The organism is Anaerostipes stercorihominis (genome assembly GCF_057535655.1).
The window spans coordinates 57,578-82,342 of record NZ_BAAJCL010000003.1 but is presented as its reverse complement, the minus strand read 5'-3'; the positions used below and the strand labels follow the sequence as shown (position 1 = coordinate 82,342).

General features: G+C 41.3%; 26 protein-coding genes and 1 other annotated feature. Of the genes, 24 read left to right on the top strand and 2 right to left on the bottom strand.

Annotation, left to right across the window (positions count from 1 at the left end; genetic code table 11):
* Positions 1-60 precede the first annotated feature (60 nt).
* Positions 61-304: a binding site (T-box leader), on the bottom strand.
* 76 nt (positions 305-380) lie between these two features.
* Positions 381-1,754, bottom strand: a complete 1,374-nt coding sequence (locus AC27EF_RS04280; protein WP_487109110.1) for a UDP-N-acetylmuramoyl-tripeptide--D-alanyl-D-alanine ligase — start codon at positions 1,752-1,754, stop codon at positions 381-383.
* Between the two features lie 134 nt (positions 1,755-1,888).
* On the opposite strand from AC27EF_RS04280, the gene AC27EF_RS04275 reads away from it, so the two are divergent.
* The 24 genes from AC27EF_RS04275 (at position 1,889) to AC27EF_RS04160 (ending at position 24,146) form a co-directional block, all read left to right on the top strand.
* A complete protein-coding gene (locus AC27EF_RS04275) occupies positions 1,889-5,344 on the top strand; it encodes a DNA polymerase III subunit alpha (RefSeq protein ID WP_487109109.1) in 3,456 nt (1,151 codons plus the stop codon).
* An 86-nt stretch (positions 5,345-5,430) separates the two neighbouring features.
* On the top strand, positions 5,431-6,420 hold the full coding sequence (gene pfkA, locus AC27EF_RS04270) for a 6-phosphofructokinase (protein ID WP_487109107.1): 990 nt from the start codon (positions 5,431-5,433) through the stop codon (positions 6,418-6,420).
* A gap of 73 nt (positions 6,421-6,493) precedes the next feature.
* Positions 6,494-7,843, top strand: a complete 1,350-nt coding sequence (locus AC27EF_RS04265; protein ID WP_487109106.1) for a TrkH family potassium uptake protein — start codon at positions 6,494-6,496, stop codon at positions 7,841-7,843.
* Between the two features lie 18 nt (positions 7,844-7,861).
* Entirely contained in the window at positions 7,862-8,506 is a 645-nt protein-coding gene (locus tag AC27EF_RS04260) for a potassium channel family protein (RefSeq protein ID WP_487109104.1), read from the top strand.
* A gap of 7 nt (positions 8,507-8,513) precedes the next feature.
* Entirely contained in the window at positions 8,514-9,290 is a 777-nt protein-coding gene (locus AC27EF_RS04255) for a TrmH family RNA methyltransferase (RefSeq protein ID WP_487109102.1), read from the top strand.
* A 1-nt stretch (position 9,291) separates the two neighbouring features.
* Positions 9,292-9,726 (top strand): NfeD family protein, encoded by a 435-nt coding sequence (locus AC27EF_RS04250; RefSeq protein ID WP_487109100.1) that lies wholly within the window; start codon positions 9,292-9,294, stop codon positions 9,724-9,726.
* Positions 9,727-9,730: 4 nt separating this feature from the next.
* Positions 9,731-10,666, top strand: a complete 936-nt coding sequence (locus tag AC27EF_RS04245; protein ID WP_487109098.1) for an SPFH domain-containing protein — start codon at positions 9,731-9,733, stop codon at positions 10,664-10,666.
* A 65-nt stretch (positions 10,667-10,731) separates the two neighbouring features.
* Positions 10,732-11,490: a transporter substrate-binding domain-containing protein gene (locus AC27EF_RS04240; protein ID WP_487109421.1), complete on the top strand. Its 759-nt coding sequence runs from the start codon at positions 10,732-10,734 to the stop codon at positions 11,488-11,490.
* Between the two features lie 15 nt (positions 11,491-11,505).
* Complete coding sequence (locus tag AC27EF_RS04235; RefSeq protein WP_487109097.1) at positions 11,506-12,192, top strand: amino acid ABC transporter permease; 687 nt, start codon at positions 11,506-11,508, stop codon at positions 12,190-12,192.
* Positions 12,182-12,913 carry an amino acid ABC transporter ATP-binding protein gene (locus tag AC27EF_RS04230; RefSeq protein WP_487109095.1) on the top strand — a complete coding sequence of 244 codons (732 nt, stop codon included), beginning with the start codon at positions 12,182-12,184 and terminating at the stop codon, positions 12,911-12,913. Before AC27EF_RS04235 ends, AC27EF_RS04230 begins: the two co-directional genes overlap by 11 nt.
* A gap of 137 nt (positions 12,914-13,050) precedes the next feature.
* Positions 13,051-13,701, top strand: a complete 651-nt coding sequence (locus AC27EF_RS04225) for an SGNH/GDSL hydrolase family protein (RefSeq protein ID WP_487109094.1) — start codon at positions 13,051-13,053, stop codon at positions 13,699-13,701.
* 72 nt (positions 13,702-13,773) lie between these two features.
* Complete coding sequence (gene argF / locus AC27EF_RS04220) at positions 13,774-14,712, top strand: ornithine carbamoyltransferase (RefSeq protein ID WP_487109093.1); 939 nt, start codon at positions 13,774-13,776, stop codon at positions 14,710-14,712.
* An 8-nt stretch (positions 14,713-14,720) separates the two neighbouring features.
* The gene (locus AC27EF_RS04215; RefSeq protein ID WP_487109092.1) at positions 14,721-15,701 is read left to right on the top strand and encodes a biotin--[acetyl-CoA-carboxylase] ligase; all 981 of its coding nucleotides are present in this window, start codon (positions 14,721-14,723) and stop codon (positions 15,699-15,701) included.
* A 14-nt stretch (positions 15,702-15,715) separates the two neighbouring features.
* Complete coding sequence (locus AC27EF_RS04210) at positions 15,716-16,048, top strand: DUF6145 family protein (RefSeq protein WP_487109091.1); 333 nt, start codon at positions 15,716-15,718, stop codon at positions 16,046-16,048.
* Between the two features lie 4 nt (positions 16,049-16,052).
* Positions 16,053-16,817: a type III pantothenate kinase gene (locus tag AC27EF_RS04205; protein WP_487109090.1), complete on the top strand. Its 765-nt coding sequence runs from the start codon at positions 16,053-16,055 to the stop codon at positions 16,815-16,817.
* Positions 16,804-17,817 (top strand): tRNA dihydrouridine synthase DusB, encoded by a 1,014-nt coding sequence (dusB, locus tag AC27EF_RS04200; RefSeq protein WP_487109088.1) that lies wholly within the window; start codon positions 16,804-16,806, stop codon positions 17,815-17,817. Before AC27EF_RS04205 ends, dusB begins: the two co-directional genes overlap by 14 nt.
* Before the next feature lie 74 nt (positions 17,818-17,891).
* Positions 17,892-18,371 (top strand): transcription elongation factor GreA, encoded by a 480-nt coding sequence (gene greA, locus AC27EF_RS04195; protein ID WP_487109086.1) that lies wholly within the window; start codon positions 17,892-17,894, stop codon positions 18,369-18,371.
* Between the two features lie 15 nt (positions 18,372-18,386).
* A complete protein-coding gene (gene lysS / locus AC27EF_RS04190) occupies positions 18,387-20,324 on the top strand; it encodes a lysine--tRNA ligase (protein WP_487109085.1) in 1,938 nt (645 codons plus the stop codon).
* 239 nt (positions 20,325-20,563) lie between these two features.
* Positions 20,564-20,800, top strand: coding sequence for a DUF6462 family protein (locus AC27EF_RS04185; protein ID WP_008976884.1), 237 nt, complete (start codon positions 20,564-20,566; stop codon positions 20,798-20,800).
* 33 nt (positions 20,801-20,833) lie between these two features.
* On the top strand, positions 20,834-21,091 hold the full coding sequence (locus tag AC27EF_RS04180; protein ID WP_118700171.1) for a DUF6462 family protein: 258 nt from the start codon (positions 20,834-20,836) through the stop codon (positions 21,089-21,091).
* Positions 21,070-21,855, top strand: a complete 786-nt coding sequence (locus AC27EF_RS04175) for a ParA family protein (RefSeq protein ID WP_487109083.1) — start codon at positions 21,070-21,072, stop codon at positions 21,853-21,855. Before AC27EF_RS04180 ends, AC27EF_RS04175 begins: the two co-directional genes overlap by 22 nt.
* On the top strand, positions 21,845-22,750 hold the full coding sequence (locus tag AC27EF_RS04170; RefSeq protein WP_487109081.1) for a ParB/RepB/Spo0J family partition protein: 906 nt from the start codon (positions 21,845-21,847) through the stop codon (positions 22,748-22,750). Before AC27EF_RS04175 ends, AC27EF_RS04170 begins: the two co-directional genes overlap by 11 nt.
* Positions 22,751-22,840: 90 nt before the next feature.
* A complete protein-coding gene (locus tag AC27EF_RS04165; protein WP_487109080.1) occupies positions 22,841-23,839 on the top strand; it encodes a DUF6017 domain-containing protein in 999 nt (332 codons plus the stop codon).
* A 10-nt stretch (positions 23,840-23,849) separates the two neighbouring features.
* Entirely contained in the window at positions 23,850-24,146 is a 297-nt protein-coding gene (locus tag AC27EF_RS04160) for a hypothetical protein (protein ID WP_487109079.1), read from the top strand.
* Positions 24,147-24,336: 190 nt separating this feature from the next.
* On the opposite strand, the gene AC27EF_RS04155 is transcribed toward AC27EF_RS04160, so the two are convergent.
* Positions 24,337-24,759 (bottom strand): regulatory YrvL family protein, encoded by a 423-nt coding sequence (locus AC27EF_RS04155; RefSeq protein ID WP_487109078.1) that lies wholly within the window; start codon positions 24,757-24,759, stop codon positions 24,337-24,339.
* Between the last annotated feature and the right edge of the window lie 6 nt (positions 24,760-24,765).

Here is a 24,765-nt window from a genome sequence, read left to right as displayed (position 1 = left end):
TATTGGATCAAAAGGGAGGTTTGATGAAATAAAAAACGCCCTCTAAAATGTAAAAACATTTTAGAAGACGAAAATATGTTCCGCGGTACCACTTCTTTTTATTACAATTTATGTAATCTCTCTGTTCACATCATTTAATGTGTCCCCGGATAACGGCAGGATACCGGTCAGGCTTACTAGATAAAAAATTGTTCAGCTGACAGCTCGCAAGGGATACTGTCATAAGTTCTTTGCTGACTTCCACCAACCGGCAGCTCTCTGAAAAAGAAGGTTTACAACAGTGTGTCTTGTTCATTGCATTCTGTATTTTGTTGGCACTTATTGTAATCCTGAATAATTTCAATGTCAATAGAAAATAGTGTATCTTTTTTTGTGCAAGCTTAATCGGATGTCTGAGAGCGGATGAGCACGGAAGATACTTCTTTCAGGTTCATTCCGTTGGAACCCTTAATAAGTACGACGTCATTTTTTTTCAGGTATGATTCCAGAAAATCAATTAGCTCACCATTGGAAGAAAAATAGCGGGTATGCAAAGTCGGGTTTTCCTTCCATGCTTCCTCAATATATGCTTTGGAGAAGTCTCCGGTGACAAATAAATCTGTGACTTTGGTGGAAGCAATAAAATGTCCGATTTTCTGGTGGAATTTGAGAGAATCGGGTCCTAATTCTAACATATCAGATAATACCGCAATTTTTCTTCCGCGGGTTTTATAATCGGAGAGAATGCTTAAACTTGCTTTCATTGAATCAGGGCTTGCATTATAGGCATCATCAATTAAAGTGAAATCACGAATGTGGAGAATTGTCTGGCGCTGACCGGAAAATGTGGATAACTGTTTTTTGATTGTATCCATTGGAGTGTCATAGCGCAGTCCGATGGCAATGGCAGCCAGGGCATTTGCGACATTATGCTTTCCAAGTACATTCAGAGTGATTTCTTCTTTTTGGGTTCCGCGGCAGAACTCAAAAACAGTCTGACCGTTTTTTTCACGGATCTTCTGAGCGCGGTAGGTACAGTCTTTTGCAAAGCCATAAAATTCATAGGGTTTTTTTACATAATCCAGATGTTTGCGAATCATGTCGTTATCGCCGTTTAGTAATAAGATTCCGCTGTCAGAGAGACCATTTTGAATGTCTAATTTTTCCCGGCAAATCTGATCTCTGGATCCCATCATTTCAATGTGAGAAACACCGACGTTGGTGACAACTCCAAGATCAGGGCGGATCATGTTTCCTAAGATTGTAATTTGGCCCGGTTCGCTCATTCCCATTTCTAGGACGCCGATTTCATCCTTGGAAGAGAGGCGGTCTAGCGTGAGCGGAACGCCGACCTGGCTGTTTTGATTGCCTGCGGTTTCAAAGACACGGTATTTTCCTTTTAATACGTGGGCAATCATTTCACGGGTGGTGGTTTTTCCGACGCTTCCGGTAACACCGATGATCGGAAGCGACATTTTGCTGCGGTAATAAGCGGCAATTTGCTGCATCGCTTTTAAGGTATCAGGCACTTTGATATAAGGAGAGTCTCCGGTTGCCTCTTCATGCTCCTGAGTCAGGCAGGCGCCGCCGTTTTTCAGAGCGCTGGAAATAAAAATATGAGCGTCGACGCGTTCTCCGATAATTGGTACAAAGAGAGTATTTTTTCCGACCTCCATGGAATTTGTGCTGATATGATCAATGATCATGGAAGAATCTCCGCACAGCAATGTGCCACTGGTTGCAGTCAGAATATCCTGAATTGTTATATTTTCCATAAAAACCTCGATTCTGTCATTTATTTTTAGCTTCCCGGGGAAGATAAAACAATTATAGCATAAAAAAGAGTGATATGATAAAATTATAAAGAGAATTGCAGGAAAGTTATGTTTTAGTAGGAGACATAGGAGCTATGAGTTTTACACATTTACATGTTCATACAGAATACAGTCTTCTGGATGGATCCAGTAAGATCAAAGAGCTGGTACATCAGGTAAAAGAATTGGGAATGGATAGCATTGCTATCACAGATCACGGCGCGATGTATGGCGTGATTGACTTTTACAAAGCTGCAAAAGCAGAAGGGATTCGACCGATTATCGGCTGTGAGGTTTATGTGACCCGAGGCTCAAGATTTGAGAAGGACAGCCGCCGGGGAGATCACCGGTATTATCATCTGGTGCTGCTGGCAGAGAATGATCTGGGATATCATAATTTAATGAAAATTGTTTCCAGAGGATTTACAGAAGGATTTTATTATAAGCCGCGAGTAGATTATGAAGTGTTGGAGCAGTATAAAGAGGGGGTCATTGCTTTGAGTGCGTGTCTTGCCGGAGAAGTGGCGTCTTATATTCGGGAAGATCAGTACGAGAAGGCGAAAAATGCTGCGATTGGTCTGGAAAATCTGTTTGGGAAGGGAAACTTCTTTCTGGAATTGCAGGATCACGGAATCAGTGAGCAGGCGAAAGTAAATACAGCGCTTTTAAAAATGGCAAAAGAGACCGGAATCGGGTTGGTTGCCACCAACGATATTCATTATACTTTTAAAGAAGATGTGGAGGCGCATGACATTCTTCTCTGCATTCAGACCGGAAAAAAGGTGCAGGATGAAGACCGCATGCGCTATGAAGGAGGTCAGTATTATCTGAAATCACCTCAGGAGATGGAAAAATTATTTCCTTATGCAAAAGAGGCGCTGGAAAATACAGAGAAAATTGCACAAAGATGTAACGTTGAAATTGTTTTTGGGGAACAGAAGGTACCACGATATGAGGTGCCACAGGGGTATACGCCGGTGAGTTATCTCACGCATCTGTGTGAAGAAGGAATCAAGCGCAGGTATGCGTCGGTAACGCAGGAATTAAGGGAACGTTTGGAGTATGAGTTAAGAACCATTGAGAATATGGGATATGTGGATTATTTTCTTATTGTCTGGGATTTTATTCACTATGCCAAGGAGCATGGAATTGCCGTGGGACCGGGAAGAGGTTCTGCTGCGGGAAGTATTGTATCCTACTGCCTGGAGATCACAGATATTGATCCGATTCGTTATCAGCTGTTGTTTGAGCGGTTTCTAAATCCGGAGCGCGTATCAATGCCGGATATTGATGTGGATTTCTGTTATGAGAGAAGACAGGAAGTTATTGATTATGTGGTAGAGAAATACGGAAAGGATCAGGTGGTCCAAATTATTACATTTGGTACCATGGCTGCCAGGGCAGTCATTCGTGATGTTGGACGGGTTTTGGATATTCCGTATGCGAAGGTTGACGGCATTGCGAAGACGATTCCCAATGAGCTGAACATTACCATTGATAAGGCGTTAAGAACCAGCCCTGATTTTAAGAAAATCTATCAGGAGGATGAAGAATCCAAATATTTGATTGATATGTCAAGAAGACTGGAAGGTCTTCCAAGGCATGCATCCATGCATGCCGCAGGGGTTGTAATCGGTAAAACAGCCATTGACGAGTATGTTCCATTGGCGCTCGGGGCTGATAATGCAGTGACAACGCAGTTTACCATGACAACCATCGAAGAGCTGGGGCTGTTAAAGATGGATTTCCTCGGTTTAAGGACTCTGACTGTGATTCGAGATGCGGAACAGATGATACGAAAAAGGATTCCTGAGTTTGATATCCGACAGGCAGATCCGGGAGACCGGAAGGTTTATGAAATGATCGGGAATGGTCATACAGAAGGGGTTTTCCAGTTGGAAAGTTCCGGAATGAAGAGTTTTATGAAGGAATTAAAGCCGCAGAATATGGAAGATATCATTGCCGGAATCTCTTTATACCGGCCGGGACCGATGGATTTTATTCCGAGATATGTGGAAGGAAAAAACCGGACAGAATCCATTCACTACGAATGTCGTGAAATGGAAGAAATTCTGGAGCCTACCTATGGATGTATTGTTTATCAGGAACAGGTAATGCAGATTGTTATGAAGCTTGCCGGCTATACTTTGGGGCGCAGTGATTTGGTGCGGCGCGCAATGTCTAAGAAAAAAGGCGACGTCATGGTGAAAGAACGTCAAAACTTTGTGTATGGAAACGAAGAGGAAAAAATTCCAGGGTGTATAAAAAACGGAATTGATGAAAAGACCGCCAATCAAATCTGGGATGAGATGCTTGATTTTGCCAAATATGCGTTTAATAAATCCCATGCGGCTGCGTATGCGGTGGTTGCCTACCAGACAGCCTATCTGCGGTGTCACTACCCGGTAGAGTTTATGGCGGCGCTTCTAACCTCTGTTTTGGGGAATACTGCCAAGATTGCAGAGTACAGTTATGCCTGCCGGAAGCTTGGGATTAAGATTCTGCCGCCGGACATTAACCGGGGAGAGGGAGCGTTTTCCGTGGACCACGGAAATATCCGGTATGGACTGACGGCAATCAAGAGTCTGGGCAAACCGGTCATTGAGGCGATGATCAAAGAACGCAGAGAGCATGGAAATTATCGGGACTTCAAAGACTTGGTGGAACGTCTTTCCAGCAAGGAAATCAATAAGCGTACCGTAGAAAATCTGATTAAAGCAGGGGCATTGGATTGTTTTGGCGCCACAAGAAAGCAGCAGATGTTCATTTATGCCGGGGTGATTGACAGCATTCAAAGAGAGCGCAAAAATGAGATCGCAGGACAGATGAGTTTGATGGATCTTCTCGGCGAGGAAGAGAAGGCAGAGTTTCAAATAACGTATCCCGAGGTAGGGGAATATGAGAAGGAGCAATTACTTTCTATGGAGAAAGAAGTTCTTGGAATTTATGTCAGCGGTCATCCTCTAGATGACGATATGGAGATGCTGGAGAGGAACGTGACAGCACATACATCTGATTTTTTGATGGATGAGGAGACGAAAAGAACCGCGATTCACGATCAGCAAAGCTGTATTGTAGGCGGAATTATCAGTGAGATAAATGTAAAGCTTACGAGAAAAAATCAGAATATGGCGTTTCTTACACTGGAGGATTTAAGAGGAACGGTGGAGGTTGTGGTCTTCCCGAGACAGTATGGACTGTATCAGTCGCTTTTGCGGGAAGACGCTAAGATTTTTGTGAAAGGTACGTCGCAGATCTCGGAGGAAGAGAGTCGGCTGATTTGTAATCAGGTTCAGCCGTTCGGAGAATTGAAGCAGGAATTGTGGATTCAGTTTGTGGGGAAAGAAGACTTTTTCCGCGAGGAGGAGCAATTAAAAAATTCTTTGAAGGAATATCCGGGGAGTCACCCGGTTGTGATTTACTGCAAACAAGAGAGAGCAGTCAATCGGCTGGGAAGGGATTTTATGATTTCAGCAGACCGGGCTTTGTTTACCCGGTTAGAAACAAAGTATGGGAAAGACAATATTCGTGTCAGATCGTTAGGTTTCTAACAAAGGCTATTGAAAAAATTCGACAAATAGATTAGAATAAAGCCAAGTCAAGAATTGTATGGATTAATAATTGGAGGACATATCAAATGGGAAAACCAAAAATTAAAACAATTGGAGTATTAACAAGCGGCGGAGATGCACCTGCGATGAATGCGGCAGTGCGTGCCGTAACACGAATGGGAATTGAGAGAGGGCTCAAGGTCAAAGGAATCAGAAAAGGTTACAATGGACTTTTGAATGAGGATATCGTAGATCTGACGCCAACAGATACTGCCGACAGTATTTTCCGCGGAGGTACGATTTTGTTCACTGCCCGCTGTGATGAATTTAAGACGGCGGAAGGTCAGAAACGCGGAGCTGAGATTTGTAAAGCTTATGGAATTGAAGGTCTGGTAGTCATCGGAGGAGACGGATCCTTTCAGGGAGCCAGAAAGCTTGCCGAGTTAGGAATTAACACAATCGGTGTTCCGGGAACCATTGATCTTGACATCGGATGTACAGAATATACCATTGGATTTGATACCGCAGTGAATACGGCGATGGAAGCGATTGATAAAATTCGTGATACATCCACATCTCATGAGCGCTGCAGCATCGTAGAGGTTATGGGACGCGGCGCAGGATACATTGCGTTATGGTGCGGAATTGCTACGGGAGCAGAGGATATTCTGATTCCGGAAAGCTTTGATGGAAATCTGCCGAAGGTAGAGCAGCAGATCATTGAGCATTTGCTTCGCAACAGAGCAAAGGGAAAAACTCATCATATGGTTGTCAATGCAGAGGGAGTCGGTCATTCTTACAGCATGGCAAAACGAATTGAATCTGCAACAGGAATCGAAACGAGAGCGACGATTCTCGGACATATGCAGCGTGGAGGAAGCCCGACTGCAAAAGACCGTGTTTATGCCTCTATGATGGGAGCTTACGCAGTAGATTTATTATGTGCAGGGAAAAGCAACCGTGTGGTAGGATATCAGAACGGTAAGTTTATGGATATGGATATCGAGGAAGGACTTGCAATGGAGAAACATATTGATGATTATCAGCTTCAGGTTGCACATTTGTTAGGAAAATAAATAAAAGGAATTTTAGAGCAATCCTGTTTCGTCTCGTTTTGGGATTGCTCTTATGTTTAGGAGAATGATTGTCATGAAAGAATTACGGCCGGTTCAGATTATTTTGCTTGGCTTTTTTCTTACGATTTTAGCAGGATCTGTTCTGCTGGTGCTTCCCATTGCGTCAAAAAGCGGGCAGGTGACGCCATATATTGATGCTTTATTTACAGCGACAACTTCTGTTTGTGTAACAGGACTTGCGGTAGAGGTTACCATGTCCTATTGGAGCAGCTTCGGTCAGGCTGTTATTTTGCTTTTAATTCAAATCGGAGGTCTTGGCGTTATTACAATTTCCATGGGGATGCTGTTTGTCATTGGAAAAAAGATTTCATTGGGAAACCGAATGCTGATTCAGGAATCTCTGGGGCTGAATACAATGTCTGGGCTGATTGGGCTTGTAAGAAAAATATTGATTGGAACTTTTATTGTAGAGGGAATTGGAGTTGCACTTTTTGCAACGCAGTTTATTCCTGAATTTGGATGGAAATATGGAATTTGGGCATCGGTTTTTAATTCAGTATCTGCATTTTGTAATGCGGGAATGGATATTGTAAAGGAAGACAGCCTGCGCAGTTATGTGCTGAATCCTGTCATTAACTTTACGACGATGTTTTTAATTGTGATGGGCGGTTTGGGATTTATCGTCTGGAAGGATCTGTGGGAGGCTTTTAAGAAGGTTGTTTTCAAAAAAGTTTCGGTAAGAAGATCCATTGAGCAGCTGCGTTTTCATACGAAGGTTGTGCTGACTGTTACAGCGTTTTTAATTTTTACCGGAACGTTTTTGATTTTCTTATTTGAATATAAGAATCCCGAAACTATGAAACATCTTCCGCTGCACGGCAAGATTATGGCGTCAATGTTTCAGTCAGTGACCACTCGTACGGCTGGATTTGAAACGCTGGCACAAAATCAGTTGACGGACAGCTCTTCTTTAATTTCAATGATTTTGATGTTTATCGGAGGGTCTCCGACCGGAACGGCAGGAGGCGTTAAAACCATTACGTTTACCATTCTTGTATTTTGTGTGGTTTCAGTGGCAAAACAGGAAGATGGCATCAGCCTGTTTCGGAGAAGAGTTCCTCAAAATCTTGTGCCGAAAGCATTGGCGATTGTTGCGATCAACTTGATAGTTCTGCTGTTTTCCGTCCTAATGCTGCTGATTTTTGATCATGGAAGTTTTATGGACACCTGCTATGAATGTATGTCCGCACTGGGAACAGTGGGACTGACCAAAGGAATGACACCGAATTTGACAGTTGTGGGAAAAATAATTATTATCATTACAATGTACTTTGGCAGAGTGGGACCGATCTCAATGGCGCTGGGATTTTCACAGCGGCGGAAAAAGTTGAAGATGTATCCAGAGCAAGAGTTGATTTTATAAAAATGGAGGTAAATGGAAATGAAGAGATCAGTTGCAGTGCTGGGGCTGGGCAAATTTGGAAGCAGTGTTGCACGAGGGCTGGCGCAAGGCGGGGCAGAGGTTTTGGCTGTGGATAAAAATGAAGAACATGTGAGGGATATTGTGGACGATGTCACTTGTGCTGTCTGTGCTGATATTTCTGATAAAGAAGCTATGAACAGTATTGGGCTGGAGGCGATGGATGCTGTCGTCATCAGTACGGCAGAGCACCTGGATGCCAGCGTTATGGCGTTGATGCTTGTAAAGGAAATCGGAGTTCCTTATATTCTTGCCAAGGCGGATGGAGAGCTGAAGGGTGAGATCTTAAAAAAAGTGGGCGCGGATGAAATTGTTTATCCGGAAGAAGAAATGGGGATGCGGATTGCCAACAATCTTCTGGGAGGAAGCATGACAGATTTATTTGATTTATCTGCCGACACGAGCATTGTAAAGACCTCCGTCCGAAAAGAGTGGGTTGGCAAATCTCTTGCAGAGATTAATTTCCGGGGAAAATATAGAATCAACGTAATCGCAGTGGAAGGAGATGAAGGCGTGGATGGGGCGCCAAATCCATCGGTGCCGTTAAAAGCCGGTGAAAGTTTGGTTTTGATTGGAAGAAAAAAATATTTGGAGAAGCTTCGTTAGGAGAAATATGATTACAACAAATCAGAATAAACAGATCAAACAGATCGTAAAATTAAAAAGAAGCGCAAGGGAACGCAAGAAGCAAGGACTTTTTCTTGTGGAAGGGATTCGCATGTTTCAGGAGATTCCGAAGGACCGGCTTGTCCGGGCTTATGTTTCCGAAACGTTTTACCAGAAGCATTCCAATGTTTTTTCCAGAATAAAACCGGAATTGGTTTCAGAGTCAGTCATGAAAGAAATTTCAGATACAATGACGCCGCAGGGAGTGTTGGGGCTGGTTCAAACGAAGGAATCTGCAATTGAGGACTTGACGGCGAAAAAATGCCCGCTGATTTTGGTGCTTGAAAATATTCAGGATCCGGGGAATTTGGGAACAATTCTGCGCACAGGAGAAGGAGCGGGAATTGACGGAGTCATTATGAGCAGAGATACGGTAGATATTTATAACCCGAAGGTAATTCGATCCACCATGGGGTCGATTTTTCGAGTCCCATTTGCATATACAGATGATTTGACCGGGACGGTGAAGTCTTTGGAAAAAAATCAGATCATGACGTATGCCGCACATCTTGACGGAACAAACTATACAGGAGAATCTTACCGAGCAGGAACAGCATTTCTTATTGGAAATGAAGGAAATGGATTGAGTGCGGAATTATCAGAAATTGCACAAAAAAAAATCCGGATTCCCATGTGTGGAAAAGTTGAATCATTAAATGCAGCGATGGCGTCCGGACTCTTAATCTATGAAGCCAGGCGCCAGAGGCAGGAAGGAGGAGAATAATATGTATGCAGTGTATTGGCTGATCGCAGCAGGAGTGTTTCTTCTTATTGAGATACTGACCTTGGGATTAACGAGCATTTGGTTTGCAGGAGGAGCGGTGCTTGCAGCTGCAGCTGCATTTGTGGGAGGTCCGTTCTGGGTGCAGGTACTTATTTTTATTGTCATAAGCTGTCTGTTGTTTGTGCTGACACGTCCCATTGCGAAGCGGTATTTAAACGGCAGGGTCCAGAAAACCAATACGGATGCTTTGATTGGCAAAAAGGGGCTGGTTAAAGAATCTATTCATAATATAGAAGGAAAAGGCGTTGTGTGTATCAACGGATTGGACTGGACTGCCAGGTCTGCAGACGGAAGTGAAATTCCTGAGGGGACAGAGGTAATCATTCGGGAGATTCAGGGAGTTAAGCTGATTGTAGAATCTGAAAGAGAGGTGTAGATTGATGAGTTTTCTTGTTTTTCTAATTTTAATTATTTTTCTAATTTTAATTATTTTATCCATTGTCCGGATTGTGCCGCAGGCGCATGCTTATGTGGTAGAACGTCTGGGCGCCTATCGGGATACATGGTCCGTGGGGATGCATTTTAAAGTACCGTTTATTGACCGGGTAGCCAGAAAGGTGAACTTGAAAGAACAGGTTGTAGATTTTCCGCCGCAGCCAGTGATTACAAAAGATAATGTAACAATGCAGATTGATACAGTGGTATATTTTCAGATTACAGACCCTAAGCTTTACAGCTACGGTGTGGAGAATCCGATTATGGCGATTGAAAATTTAACAGCGACAACGCTGCGAAATGTGATTGGTGATCTGGAGCTGGATGAGACGTTAACTTCCAGAGAAACGATCAATGTACAGATGAGGTCCACGCTGGATGTTGCGACGGACCCATGGGGAATCAAAGTAAACCGGGTGGAGCTAAAAAACATTATTCCTCCGGCTGCGATTCAGGATGCCATGGAAAAACAGATGAAAGCGGAACGTGAGCGAAGAGAAGCAATCTTGATTGCAGAGGGAGAAAAGAAATCTGCGGTGCTGCGTGCAGAAGGGCAGAAAGAATCATTGGTTCTTCAGGCAGAAGGTGATAAGGAAGCGGCAATCTTGCGTGCAGAAGCCAAAAAAGAGGCGACCATTCGCGAAGCGGAAGGGCAGGCAGAAGCAATTCGTTCCATTCAGAAAGCAAATGCGCAGGGAATTGAATTTATTAAAAAAGCAGGAGCAGATGATGCGGTCATTCAGCTTAAGAGTCTGGAGGCATTTGGGAAGGCTGCAGATGGCAAGGCTACGAAGATTATTATTCCATCTGAAATTCAAAGTTTGGCGGGAATGGTAAAATCTGTGACAGAAATTGGACAAAATGACGAAAATCATGTATAATATATTACAGTGTGTTAACTGTACGTTAACGCAGATATAAAAAATAGGAGGAATACAACATGAGATTGAAAAAAGTATTAGCATTATCTCTGGCGGTAGTTATGGGGCTTGGCCTTGCAGCATGTGGTAAGAAAGATGACGGCAAAGAAAAAACATATAAGATCGCTTCTGACACAACGTTCGCACCATTTGAATTTGAAAATGAAGATGGAGATCGCGTAGGTATCGACATGGAATTGCTTGAGGCAATTGCAAAAGAAGAAGGTTTTAAATATGAAGTCGATGCAGTCGGATTTGAAGCAGCGATGACATCTGTGGAGAGCGGACAGAGCGATGGAATGATTGCGGGTATGTCTGTAAACAAAGAAAGAGAGAAAAAATATGATTTCTCTGATTCTTATTACACATCAAAGGTATGTTTCGCAGTGGAAAAAGGATCTAAAATTAAGACATTAAAAGATCTGAAAGGAAAACATGTCATTGCCAAGGTCGGTACTGTGGGAGCAACCTACGCAGAGGAAATGGCAAAGAAATATGATTTTGATGTAAAGCAGGTAAAGAGCTCTGCAATGATGTATCAGGAAGTAACTTCTGGAAACGCAGTTGCTTGTTTTGAAGATTATCCTGTTATGAATTATGAAATTACACAAAAAGGTCAGAAATTACAGGTACCGTTTATCTCAGATGCAGGAAGCGAATATGCATTTGCAGTGAAAAAGGGCGAAAACAGCGAATTGTTAGAGAAATTTAACAGCGGATTAAAGAAAATTAAAGAAAACGGTGAATATCAGAAGATCATCGACAAATATGCAAAAGAAAAATAGAACTGAGGTTAGGACATGAGTTTTTTCGATTTATTTGTAAAATATGCACCGACCTTTAACGAGGCTTTAGTCCTCACATTACAGTTAACTGTAGTTTCGCTGATTTGTGCCAGCATTCTGGGAATTATTTTCGGAATGTTCAGTATCGCGCACAATAAAATTTTAAATGTAATTTCGACAATTTATATTGACATTATTCGAGGTACACCGCTGATTGTACAGGTGTTCATTGTATATTATGGATTTGGAGCCAGTGTTTTAAGGCCGGTCTTTGATATTAGCTGGAATGAGCTGGGAGGTGTTTTCACCGCCGGAGCCATTGCGCTTAGTTTGAACGCCGGAGCCTATATGGCAGAGATTGTCCGCGGAGGTATTGAATCTGTGGACCGGGGACAGATGGAGGCGGCAAGAAGTCTTGGTCTGACCTACGGAAAGGCTATGAGCAAGGTCATTCTTCCTCAGGCAATCCGCACCATGCTTCCGTCCATCATTAATCAGTTTATTATTTCATTAAAAGATACTTCATTGATTTCTGTCATTGGTATCCGAGAACTGACAATGAATGCGAATATGATTTCAGCAAATGAGTCCACGGAAGTATTGACGGTCTATGTGATTGCGGCGATCTACTATCTTGTCATTTGCACGCTTCTTTCTAAAGTGGCAAAAGTTTTAGAAAGGAGAATGTCTTATGGAAAATAAAGTAGAAGTCAAAGGTTTGGTAAAAAGTTTTGGCAGCCTGGAAGTTCTGAAAGGAATGGATGTAAAAGTCAAGGACGGTGAAGTGGTTTGTCTGATCGGACCATCCGGCTCCGGAAAGAGTACGTTTCTTCGATGCTTAAATCGGTTGGAGTCTATCACTGGCGGACAGGTCATTGTAGACGGATATGATATTACCGATAAAAATACAGATATCAATAAAGTTCGCGAGAACATTGGTATGGTCTTTCAGCATTTTAATCTGTTTCCGCACAAAACTGTAATGGAAAATATTACAATGGCGCCGATAGAACTGAAGAAGATGACAAAAGAACAGGCAGAAGGCGTTGGAATCAGCCTGTTAAAAGAAGTCGGATTGTCTGAGAAAGCAGATGTCTATCCTGCGCAGCTGTCAGGAGGGCAGAAGCAGCGAGTTGCCATCGCGAGGGCATTGGCAATGCATCCAGATATTATGTTATTTGACGAACCAACGTCTGCCTTAGACCCGGAGATGGTCGGAGAAGTATTAAATGTTATGAAAACTCTGGCAAAACAAGGTATGACAATGGTCGTAGTAACACATGAAATGGGATTTGCCCGTGAAGTGGCAGACCGTATTATTTTCATGGACGGCGGATACATTGTGGAACAGGGAACACCGGAAGAGGTTCTTGGGAATCCAAAAGAAGAGAGAACCATTAATTTCTTGAATCAGGTATTATAAAAGTTAAAAGAAGTCCGCTTGCGGGCTTCTTTTTATAATATAGGAAAGTCAGAACTTTCCTATATTATAAAACGCTTTGCGGGATTCAGGGAGTTCGAGGCGGACTTGTCCGTTTTATTCTAAGGAGGGAAGCGAAAATGAAAACAATTTTATGCTATGGAGATTCCAATACATATGGATACAATCCGGAGACCGGATATCGGTATCCTTACGAGCAAAGGTGGACCAGTATTTTACAGAACAATTTGAAAAATAGTGCGATTGTAATTCCTGAAGGGCTAAATGGGAGAACCACCTGTTTTGAAGATCAGATTCGTCCCGGACGCAATGGCGCCGTTTATCTGGATCCGTGTCTTCATACACATGGACCTTTGGATCTTGTGATTTTAATGCTGGGAACCAATGATATGAAAATTCGGTTTCAGGCGACACCGACAGACATCGGAAAAGGAATTGATCGCCTGCTTCAAATGATTCTCTCAATTACGCCGCAAAAAAGAGAGGATCGACGCCCGGCAGAAATTTTACTAATGTCACCGCCATATTTGGGAGAAAATTTATGTGACCTTCCAAGCGGAGAGGAAATGGGGTTCCAGAGAGGCGTGGATTTCTCCAGAAGACTTGCCCCGATTTATAAGGAGTGGGCAAAGGTACATAAGATTCATTTTCTGGATGCCGCAAAGTATGCGAAAGTTTCTGCGTTGGACGCCTGCCATCTGACCGTGGAAAGTCATAAAACATTGGCGGAAATGGTTACGAAAAAGTGCAGAGAAATCCTAGAAATATAGAGGGTTCAGGGTTGTTTTCAAAGATACATTTCGATATAATAACAACATATGAAGAAAGCGGAGGAAAAAAGCATGGAGTTAAAAGGTAGAAATTTTCTGACATTAAAAGACTTTACGCCAGAAGAAATTGGTTATTTTTTAGATTTAGCTGCAAAATTAAAAGCAGACAAAAAACAGGGGATTACCGGAAATCGTCTAAAAGGAAAGAATATTGCGTTAATATTTGAAAAGCCCAGTACAAGGACGAGGTGTTCTTTCACCATTGGATGTATTGATGAGGGCGGACATCCGGAATATTTGGGCAAGGATGATATTCAGCTGGGACATAAAGAATCGGTAGAAGATACGGCAAGAGTTCTGGGCAGAATGTTTGATGGAATTGAATTTCGTGGCTTTTCGCATGAAAATGTGGAGAAGCTGGCAAAATACAGCGGTGTTCCGGTTTGGAATGGTCTTACAGACGATTACCACCCAACGCAGATTCTGGCTGATTTTTTGACCTTAAGAGAACAGTTTGGGGAATTGAAAGGGCTGCGTTTTGTGTTTGCGGGAGACGGAAGAAATAATATGGGAAATTCCCTGATGATCGGATGTTCCAAAATGGGAGTTCACTTTACCTGTCTCGCGCCAAAGAGTCTTTGGCCGAAAGAAGAGTTGATGGAACAATGCAGAGAGTATGCCAAAGAATCCGGAGCAGAAATGAATTTCACAGAAAATGTAGAAGAGGCTGTGAAAGATGCCGATTGTATTTATACAGATGTTTGGGTTTCTATGGGAGAAGAGGAAAAATCAGCAGAGCGCATGGAACTTTTAAGACCATATCAGGTAAATCAGCAAATGCTTGATATGACAGGAAAAGAAAAAACGGTTGTCATGCATTGTCTGCCGGCGGTGAAAGGAAATGAAATTACAGAGGAGGTCTTTGAGAAGTATGCAGATGTGATTTTTGATGAAGCAGAAAATCGCATGCATACCATCAAAGCAGTTATGGTAGCAACGTTGGGAGAATAGGGCAGGCAATGAAAACACGAATTCTGAAAGAATTAAAAATGTCGGAAGGATATATCTCCGGCCAGCGTTTATGTGAGCAGCTTGGCGTTTCCAGAACTGCCGTCTGGAAACATATCAGGTCACTGCGGGAAGACGGATATCAGATTGATTCGGTGACCAATAAAGGATATAAGCTGGTGGCGGAACCGGATCTTTTAAAGGAAGGAGAGATTGCCCTTTATTTGCGCACAAAATGGCTCGGAAAGGAGTTGATTTGTATGGATTCCCTGGACTCCACAAATCTTGAAGTCCGAAGACTTGCAGAGAACGGAGCATGTCATGGGACGACTGTGATTACCGAGGAACAAACCATGGGCAGAGGAAGAAGAGGGAGAGGCTGGCTTGGCGAAGCGGGAAGCGGAATATGGATGAGTTTTTTACTAAGACCTTCCATTGGAGCAGAGAACAGTTCTATGCTGACTTTAGTAACTGCGCTGGCGGTGGAAGAAGCCATTCGGGAAATTACAGGCATCAGATCGGGGATTAAATGGCCCAATGACATCATTATCCATGGCAGGAAGGTCTGTGGAATTCTTACGGAAATGAGTCTTCAGATGGATGAGATCAATTATATCGTCGTAGGGCTTGGAATCAATGTAAATATTGAACAATTTCCAAAAGAGCTGGAAGAGAAAGCTACATCTTTGCAGATGGAAGGAGGAGCTCGGGTAAGAAGAGCGCCTCTTGCGGCGAAAGTACTGGAATGCTTTGAAAAGTATTATGATATTTTCCTGAAAACGGAGGATTTATCTGCATTGATGGAATTGTACAACAACCTTCTGGTGCATCGGGATCAGGATATACGGTTGATTCACGGCGATTCAGAGGAACTTTGCAGATCCAGGGGAATCAATGAAGAAGGAGAGTTGATAGTGGAAGATCAGCAGGGAAATCTTTCAAAGGTAGTATCCGGGGAAGTTTCTGTCAGAGGAATATTAGGTTATGTATAGGATGAGGAAATACAATGTATCAGGATAAGATTATACTGTGTGGTTCTAACGCATATGAGAAAAAATATTATTTAAATCAAGATTTCATAGGGCTGCCGGAACAGATTAAAAAAGAACTGCAAATTACATGCGTATTGTTTACAGAGGAAGTCGGGGGAATTTTAACTTTAGAATTTGATGAGGGAGGAAAGCTTTCTTTTGTAACGCGGGCAGAAGAAAATGATTTCTTCTATGATGAGATCGGAAGTGAATTGCTGATAAAAAAACTCCGTCAGGAAAAACAAGATTTCTGGGAATCTCTGGAAATGTATTATAAAATATTCTTTTTAGGGGAAGAAGAGGTATGAGCACATGTTATTAGCGCTGGATGTTGGAAATACCAATGTTACCATCGGTGTTTTCAAGCGAAAAGAAATTATTGAAGTATTTAGGATTACAACAAAATTACCAAGAACCTCCGATGAATTCGGAATCTTAATATCGAGTCTTCTCCATGAAAAGGGTTTGGATGCAAAAGAAGTAAAAGCGGCAATTATCGGTTCGGTTGTTCCGAATATTATGCATTCATTGACAAGCGGAGTGATTAAATATTTTGATGTAAAACCGATTATCGTGGGTCCCGGCATTAAAACAGGCATAAATCTGGGAAGACTCAATCCCAGAGAGGTCGGCGCAGACCGAATTATAGATTTGGTTGCAGGATATGAGATCTACGGGGGACCGGCTCTGGTCATCGACTACGGAACGGCAACAACGTACGATCTTGTTTCAGAGAACGGTGTTTTCCTGGCAGGGGCGATAGCGCCGGGAATTCGTACGTCAGCAAATGTTTTATATCAGGGAGCAGCACGACTTCCGGAAATTGAGATTGTGACGCCCAAAACAATTCTTGCCAACAATACAATCAACAGTATGCAGGCAGGATTATTTTATGGTGTCGTAGGAGAAACCAAGCATATTATTCAGACAATGAAGAAAGAATCCGGTTATGAGAATTTGAAGGTTGTTGCTACCGGAGGATTGGGCAAGATGGTAGCAGAAGCGGTGGAGGAAATTGACTACTACGATGCCACATTAACGTTGAAAGGGTTACAGATCATATATGAAAAACAGTAAATTACCGGCGCTTATCATCGGAAATATCAGAATTGAAGATCCTTTTGCCCTTGCGCCGATGGCCGGTGTAACAGATTTGCCGTATCGTCTTCTTTGTAAGGAACAGGGTGCCGGTTTAATGTGCACAGAGATGGTCAGTGCAAAAGGTCTTTACTACGGGAATCGAAAGTCGGAGCCACTGATGGCAACGGATCCGAAAGAAGCGCCTGCGGCGATTCAGATTTTTGGTTCGGATCCGGAAATCATGGGACAAATGGCAGCGAAGGTCGATGATGGGAAATTCCAGATGATTGATATTAACATGGGATGCCCGGTTCCAAAAATTGTAAATAACGGAGATGGATCTGCTCTGATGAAAAATCCCCGGCTGGCAGGAGAAGTTATCAAGGCAGTATCGGACGCAGCCGGTGTTCCGGTGACAGTAAAGATTCGGAAGGGATTTGATGACGATCATATCAATGCTCCGGAAATTGCACAAATTGCGGAAGAAAACGGCGCGGCGGCAATTACGGTTCATGGAAGAACAAGAGAACAGTATTATTCAGGCAGTGCAGATTGGAACATCATTCGGGAAGTAAAAGAATCTGTAAAAATTCCGGTCATCGGAAATGGGGATATCACATGTCCGGAGGATGCAGTGCGTATGAGGGAGGAAACCGGTTGTGATGGATTTATGATTGGACGCAGGGCCAAAGGGAATCCATGGATTTTTCAGGAGATGGTTCATTATTTCAGAACCGGTGAAAAGCTTCCAAGACCGTCACTGGAGGAAGTTGTGAAGATGATGCTGCGCCACGGGAAGATGATGCTTGATTTTAAAGGAGAGTATATTGGTGTTCGGGAAATGCGAAAGCATGTGGCATGGTATACCTTTGGATTCGACGGAGCCGCGAAGCTTCGTGACCGGGTAAACCATACCAGAACATATCAGGAATTAGAGGCACTGCTGCTTCAATATTTAAAAGACAGCAAAGACTACGGGATTCGGCAGCACTGCTGAAGCCGCAGTTGACAAAGGAAACTCAGGTAAGCTATAATTAATCAGTTAACATTTAGAACGAAAGGAAGAGTGTTATGGCAGAAGCAAAGAAGAATATTTTAACACCAGATGGTTTAAAAGCATTAGAAGATGAATTGCAGGAATTAAAGGTTGTAAGACGTAAAGAGATTGCACAGAAAATTAAAGAAGCAAGAGAGCAGGGTGACTTGTCAGAGAACGCAGAGTATGATGCGGCAAAAGATGAACAGCGTGACATGGAAGCGCGAATTGAAGAGATTGAAAAGATCTTAAAAAATGCAGTTGTCATTGATGAAAAGTTCAAAAAAGGTGTCATTAGTCTTGGATGTCATGTGCTTCTGGAAGACATTTCTCTCGGTAAAGAAGTAGAATATCATATTGTAGGCTCCACAGAAGCGGATATTCTGCAAAACAAGATTTCCAATGAAGCTCCGATCGGAAGAGCGCTGCTTGGAAAGAAAATCGGCGACATTGTTGGCGTTGAGGGAATCAATCAGGTCAACGAATTCAGAGTGATAGATGTACAAAGAAAGTAAGAGGAAACAAAGAAAGTGGCAGAACAGAAAAAAGATACCAATGAATTGATTAAAGTAAGAAGGCAGAAGCTTGCTGACCTGCAGGAAGCAGGAAAAAACCCTTTTGAGGTCATGAAGTATGATGTAACACATCATTCCATGGAAATTAAGGACCATTTTGAAGAACTGGAAGGAAAGGAAGTAGCCGTTGCGGGACGTTTGATGTTCAAACGTGTCATGGGGAAAGCATCTTTTTGTAATGTTCAGGATCTTCAGGGAGGGATTCAGGCTTATGTGGCAAGAGATGAAATTGGCGCAGAAGCGTATAAAGACTTTAAAAAGATGGATATCGGAGATATTGTCGGAATCAGAGGAAAGGTATTTGCGACGAAGACCGGAGAGAAGTCCATCCATGCGGAGGAAGTCCTGCTACTCTCCAAGAGCCTGCATCCTCTTCCGGAAAAATTTCACGGTCTGACAGACACTGACACAAGATATCGTCAGCGCTATGTAGATTTAATTATGAATGAGGAGTCCAAGGAAGTATTTATCAAGCGCTCCAAAATTATCAGCAAAATCCGTTCTTATTTAGATGGTCAAGGATTTATGGAGGTTGAGACTCCAATGCTGGTATCCAACGCAGGAGGTGCGGCTGCAAGACCTTTTGAAACACATTACAATGCGTTAAACGAGGATGTGAAACTCCGTATTTCTCTGGAATTATATTTAAAGAGACTGATTGTAGGCGGATTGGAAAAGGTTTATGAAATAGGACGGGTTTTCCGAAATGAGGGAGTGGACACCCGGCATAATCCGGAATTTACATTGATGGAATTGTATCAGGCATATACAGATTACAATGGAATGATGGATCTGACAGAAAATCTTTACCGGTATCTTGCGCAGGAGGTTGTGGGAAGTACAAAGATTGTTTATAGCGGGATTGAGATGGATCTTGGGAAGCCGTTTGAGAGAATTACGATGGTGGACGCCGTGAAGAAATATGCCAAGGTGGATTTTGACCAGATTCAGACATTAGAGGAAGCCCGGGCAGCAGCAGAGGAACATCATGTGGAATATGAAGAACGTCATAAAAAGGGCGATATTCTGAATTTATTCTTTGAAGAATTTGTAGAAGATCAACTGGTTCAGCCAACGTTTGTTATGGACCATCCGGTGGAAATCTCTCCTCTTACAAAGAGAAAACCAGAAAATCCGGATTATGTGGAGCGGTTTGAGTTCTTTATGAATGGATGGGAACTTGCCAATGCTTATTCAGAGTTAAACGATCCAATTGATCAGAGAGAGCGTTTTAAAGCGCAGGAAGCACTGCTTGCACAGGGAGATGAAGAAGCGAATACAACCGATGAAGATTTCTTAAATGCGCTGGAAATCGGTATGCCGCCAACGGGAGGAATTGGATTCGGAATTGACAGAATGGTTATGTTATTGACAGATTCCTCTGCAATCAGAGATGTATTACTGTTCCCGACAATGAAGAGCATGGGAGCTGCAAAGAATGAAGCAAACAACGCTGCACAGTCCGCTCCGGCTGAAAAAACAGTGGAAAAAGCGATTGCTGAAGTGAAAGAAACATACGATTTCTCCAACGTAGAAGTAGAACCATTATTCAAAGACATGGTTGATTTCGAGACATTCAGCAAGTCAGATTTCCGAGCTGTAAAGGTAAAAGAATGTGAGGCAGTTCCGAAATCTAAGAAGCTTCTGAAGTTCGTATTAAACGACGGAAGTGGCGTAGATCGCGTGATTTTAAGCGGTATTCACGATTATTATGAGCCGGAAGAACTGGTTGGAAAGACATTACTTGCAATCACAAACCTTCCACCACGTAAGATGATGGGAATTGATTCATGTGGTATGATTATCTCTGCTACACATCTTGTAGAGGGAAGAGAAGGACTCAATGTTCTGATTCTGGATGATAAGATTCCGGCAGGAGCGAAATTGTACTAAGAAAGTAAGAAATCTTCACAATTTGACAACAAAAATTCTTTTTGACAACAATTTGACAACAAATTTGTATTCAAACATGAATCATCATGAAGAATGGTGATTAGTTGTCAGTAATACTACTCCAACAATATGAATTGTTGAGGGCACTTTTTGAAAGAAAAATCTTTCAGAGAGTGTCCTTTTTTTATTCATTAACAATGTTCGTTGTGGTCGAATAAAAGGTGAAAGGGGAAACAGATTTGAAAACAGAAAATATGTATTATAACCAGCAGAAGCGTTCAGAGGTAAAAGAAGAAGCACGCAGACTTAGAAGAAAATTTCTTCGTTATCAACAAGCTGAAATTGTATATAGTTTGTCACATAAAAAATTGATGGAACTAGCAAATGATGCAGGAGCGATTTACAGAATGGATGGAATTGTTTTGATAAACAGAGAAATCTTTGATGAGTATCTTGAGCAATTTCATGAAAAATAAGGGAACGTTAGTTTGAAGAAAAGGGGATTCGAGATGCATGGAAAAGTTTGGATGTTTTCTCATCTTATTGATGATGAAGATATAGAATTTATGCAACATGAATTTATAAGTTATAGACAAGCTATGGATTATTACAATCTTGGATATAAGCCAATCGTAAGATTATCTCATAAGGCAGGAGCAGTTTATAAGATTGGAAAAAAAGTTTTAATTAAACGAAGTACATTTGAAAAATATCTGCGAGAGAATATCAGAAGGGAGAAAGAAGAATGGGAAAAGTTATATCAGTAGCAAACCAGAAAGGCGGAGTCGCAAAAAGTACAACGACTTTAAATCTTGGAGTGGGATTGGCAAGACAGGGAAAGAAAGTATTGTTGATTGATGCGGATCCACAGGGAAGCCTAACTGCAAGTCTTGGATATGTAGAACCGGATGATATTGGAACTACTCTTGCAACTATTATGATGAATATTATCAATGACGAGGAAATTGGAGAAGAAGAAGGAATTTTACATCATAAGGAACAAATCGATCTCCTACCAGCCAATATTGAGTTATCTGCTTTAGAAGTAACCATGAGTAATGTAATGAGCAGAGAGCTGATCATGAAGGAATATATTGATACGATGCGATCACGATACGATTATATTTTAATTGATTGTATGCCGAGTTTAGGCATGATGACCATCAATGCTTTAGTAGCTTCTGATACGGTTCTGATACCTGTACAAGCTGCATATCTGCCGGTTAAAGGACTTCAACAGTTGATCAGAACTATTTCTATGGTAAAGAAGAGATTGAACCGGAAGCTGACGATACAGGGAATTCTTTTGACAATGGTGGATTTTCGTACTAATTATGCCAAAGATATTGCATCCAGAGTGAGAGAAACTTATGGATCTAAGATTTCTATCTTTGAAAATGTCATTCCGCTGTCAGTTAAGGTGGCTGAAGCAAGTGCGGAAGGGAAAAGTATTTATAGTCATTGTCCAAATGGAAAAGTATCTATGGCTTATGAAAATCTGACGCAGGAGGTTTTGGAAAATGAAAAGTAGAAGCGGAGAAAAAATCAAATTGACAAGTATTGATGAATTGTTGGGAGTAGTTAACGAAGAGTCTGCAATGGAAATAGAAATCAACAAAATACATGCATTTAAAGATCATCCTTTCAAAGTATTGGACGATGAAAAAATGGCAGATTTGGTAGAGAGTGTAAAGATTTACGGGGTATTGACACCAGTTTTATTAAGATCTGATGGTGAAAATGGATATGAGATGATCTCAGGTCATCGAAGAATGCACGCGGCAGTTATAGCTGGCTTGGCAACAATTCCTGCAATTGTGAGAGAATTATCCGATGATGATGCGGTAATCGCTATGGTAGATGCGAATATTCAAAGAGAAGAGTTACTTCCCAGTGAAAAAGCATTTGCTTATAGAATGAAACTGGATGCAATGAAGAGACAAGGAGAAAGAGCTGATTTAACTTGTGGTCATAATGGCCACAAGTTGGGTAAAAAATCAAGAGAAGAGTTAGGGGAACAAGTAGGAGAAAGTCCTCGTAATGTTCAGCGTTACATTCGCCTTACAGAATTGATTCCAGAATTATTAGATATGGTAGATGCAAAAAAATTGAATTTTACCATTGCCGTTGATATTTCCTACATTGAAAAGGAAATACAGAAATGGATCTACGAGTATATCCGTGATACAGGATTTGTTAAACCAAAGCAGATTACAGCTTTGAGAAAACAGTTGGAAGAAGGACCAGTGAACCAGGGATTTATGATCTCGATTTTCAATAGCTGCATAGCAGTAAAAGCACCGGAACGAAAAGTGGTGTTATCAGGAAAGAAGCTCACAAAATATTTTCCGGAAGATTATTCGGAAACGGATATGGAAAAAGTGATTGAGGCATTACTGGAACAATGGAAAAGAGAACAGAAATAAGGGTTGTCAAAATAAGACAATCCGAAGAAAAAAGATATACAGAAGTTTAAAAAAAGGACTTCTATGAGAGAAAGGAAGGGAGGAAGATACATGGACAAAAAAATGAATTTTAAATATTTTTATGGAACAGAAGCAGATCAGTTTAGTTTTTACAGAATACCCAAAGCTCTATTTACCAATGAGTGCTTCAAGGATCTTTCCAGTGATGCGAAGATTTTATACGGTTTGATGCTGGACAGAATGTCTTTATCCATTAAGAATCAGTGGTTTGATGAAGAAAATCGGGCATATATCTATTTTTCCATTGAAGATATCATGGAATTATTGAATTGTGGCAGAAATAAAGCGGTGAAATCTCTTCAGGAGCTGGATGATGAAAAAGGGATAGGTTTGATTGAAAAGCGCAGACAGGGCTTTGGAAAGGTTACGATCATCTATGTAAAATCATTTGTTCAGGAGGAATGTGAGGAACAGAAAAAAGAAAAATCAAAGATGGTGAAGTTTATAAATCAAACTTCTGTAGAGGAAGAAGAGACAGAAGAAGTTTACATTTCAAACTTCAAGAAGTCCCAAAAACAAACTTCAAGAAGTCCCGAAAATAAACTTCAAGAAGTTTACATTTCAAACTCTAATAATACTAATATTAACAATACTAATCTTAGTGAGAATAAATCTAATCATATCGTATCTGCAGATGGGATAGGATCCGAAGAGGATGAGATGGAAACGTTACATGCGTATCAATCTCTGATCAAAGACAATCTGGATTATGATTCTTTGTTAGTGAGTCATCCTCATGACAAAAATCAGATTGATGAAATTGTGGATCTGATTGTAGAGACTGTTATGTGTAAGAGTGATAAAGTACTGATTGCAAGCAACTGGTATTCAGGAGCTTTGGTAAGAGGAAAATTCATGAAGCTGGATTATTCCCATGTGGAGTATGTGCTGCATTGTCTGGAAGGAAATACGAGTAAAATCAAGAATATCAAGAAATATTTACTTGCGGCATTGTTCAATGCTCCTTCAACGATAAGTGGATATTACCGGGCAGAAGTAAATCATGATATGCCGTGGCTGGCAAGATAGGAGGACAGATATGGGTATTTTAAAAGTGGCAGGAAAAGTGTTATTGATTCCATTGTGGTTTATCATTTCGATCATAGGTGCCGGAGTGAAGCTATTAGTACATATGGTGGCAGTCGCAAAAAAAATATTGGGATTGGGAATCCTGGCTTTGCTTATTGGAACAGTAATCTGTTATCATGACTGGATCCAGGCTGCTTTTCTGGCTTGTATGGGAGGTGTTCTGATCTTTATCTTATTTGCCGGAGAATTTATAGATACTGTAATCGACTTACTTAGAGAAAAAATATGTACATTGATTTTAGGCTGACAAAGATGATGATGATGATGATAGTTGAAATAGTCTTAGCGATTTCAGATAAAATTAGAGCCTCTCCTTCATGGAAAGGCTCTATAAGAAAAACCCAAACTATAATTTAGGTAAGAAAAAAGCAGTCAATCCTAAGACTAACTGCTTTGTGTATATGGATATGAAATTGTGAAAGTAGAATTTATCGTTCTTAGTCGTGCGAATTTTTTTTAATATCGCTAACCCCTAATAATGCAAATATTAGTGATATAACAAAAATAGATATATCTTCTGCTGAAATAGTTTGCATACAATAATCTGTAATTCTCAATCCAAAAAAAGTTGCAAATGTATCTAAGATTAAATAGAGTGCTATTGCTGTATGAATAGATACTTTGTCTAAAGACAGTAAAGCCTTTGGAAATGCACCTGCAATCAATCCTAATGGATAAGAAATAATAGTTGCAATAATAAAAAACAAAATAATACTTCCAATAGAATGATATTCAAACCCAAACACTTTCATTATTGCACCACTTATTAAAGCTAAAACAGATAGTACGATAATAAGTAAAACTCCACATAATAAAAGTGTTATTATCTTTTCTTTATGTTTTTCAAAAAATTCTTTCAATATTTC

What these genes read in the sequence shown, in the direction of transcription:
- AC27EF_RS04250 (WP_487109100.1), top strand. Translation starts at nt 9,292, where the DNA reads ATGTATGCAGTGTATTGGCTGATCGCAGCAGGAGTGTTTCTTCTTATT.
- AC27EF_RS04175 (WP_487109083.1), top strand. Translation starts at nt 21,070, where the DNA reads ATGGGAAAAGTTATATCAGTAGCAAACCAGAAAGGCGGAGTCGCAAAA.
- AC27EF_RS04170 (WP_487109081.1), top strand. Translation starts at nt 21,845, where the DNA reads ATGAAAAGTAGAAGCGGAGAAAAAATCAAATTGACAAGTATTGATGAA.
- argF (WP_487109093.1), top strand. Translation starts at nt 13,774, where the DNA reads ATGGAGTTAAAAGGTAGAAATTTTCTGACATTAAAAGACTTTACGCCA.
- AC27EF_RS04230 (WP_487109095.1), top strand. Translation starts at nt 12,182, where the DNA reads ATGGAAAATAAAGTAGAAGTCAAAGGTTTGGTAAAAAGTTTTGGCAGC.
- AC27EF_RS04245 (WP_487109098.1), top strand. Translation starts at nt 9,731, where the DNA reads ATGAGTTTTCTTGTTTTTCTAATTTTAATTATTTTTCTAATTTTAATT.
- AC27EF_RS04210 (WP_487109091.1), top strand. Translation starts at nt 15,716, where the DNA reads ATGTATCAGGATAAGATTATACTGTGTGGTTCTAACGCATATGAGAAA.
- greA (WP_487109086.1), top strand. Translation starts at nt 17,892, where the DNA reads ATGGCAGAAGCAAAGAAGAATATTTTAACACCAGATGGTTTAAAAGCA.
- AC27EF_RS04260 (WP_487109104.1), top strand. Translation starts at nt 7,862, where the DNA reads ATGAAGAGATCAGTTGCAGTGCTGGGGCTGGGCAAATTTGGAAGCAGT.
- pfkA (WP_487109107.1), top strand. Translation starts at nt 5,431, where the DNA reads ATGGGAAAACCAAAAATTAAAACAATTGGAGTATTAACAAGCGGCGGA.
- AC27EF_RS04275 (WP_487109109.1), top strand. Translation starts at nt 1,889, where the DNA reads ATGAGTTTTACACATTTACATGTTCATACAGAATACAGTCTTCTGGAT.
- AC27EF_RS04180 (WP_118700171.1), top strand. Translation starts at nt 20,834, where the DNA reads ATGCATGGAAAAGTTTGGATGTTTTCTCATCTTATTGATGATGAAGAT.
- AC27EF_RS04215 (WP_487109092.1), top strand. Translation starts at nt 14,721, where the DNA reads ATGAAAACACGAATTCTGAAAGAATTAAAAATGTCGGAAGGATATATC.
- AC27EF_RS04235 (WP_487109097.1), top strand. Translation starts at nt 11,506, where the DNA reads ATGAGTTTTTTCGATTTATTTGTAAAATATGCACCGACCTTTAACGAG.
- AC27EF_RS04225 (WP_487109094.1), top strand. Translation starts at nt 13,051, where the DNA reads ATGAAAACAATTTTATGCTATGGAGATTCCAATACATATGGATACAAT.
- AC27EF_RS04205 (WP_487109090.1), top strand. Translation starts at nt 16,053, where the DNA reads ATGTTATTAGCGCTGGATGTTGGAAATACCAATGTTACCATCGGTGTT.
- AC27EF_RS04255 (WP_487109102.1), top strand. Translation starts at nt 8,514, where the DNA reads ATGATTACAACAAATCAGAATAAACAGATCAAACAGATCGTAAAATTA.
- AC27EF_RS04280 (WP_487109110.1), bottom strand. Translation starts at nt 1,754, where the DNA reads ATGGAAAATATAACAATTCAGGATATTCTGACTGCAACCAGTGGCACA.
- AC27EF_RS04160 (WP_487109079.1), top strand. Translation starts at nt 23,850, where the DNA reads ATGGGTATTTTAAAAGTGGCAGGAAAAGTGTTATTGATTCCATTGTGG.
- dusB (WP_487109088.1), top strand. Translation starts at nt 16,804, where the DNA reads ATGAAAAACAGTAAATTACCGGCGCTTATCATCGGAAATATCAGAATT.
- AC27EF_RS04265 (WP_487109106.1), top strand. Translation starts at nt 6,494, where the DNA reads ATGAAAGAATTACGGCCGGTTCAGATTATTTTGCTTGGCTTTTTTCTT.
- AC27EF_RS04165 (WP_487109080.1), top strand. Translation starts at nt 22,841, where the DNA reads ATGGACAAAAAAATGAATTTTAAATATTTTTATGGAACAGAAGCAGAT.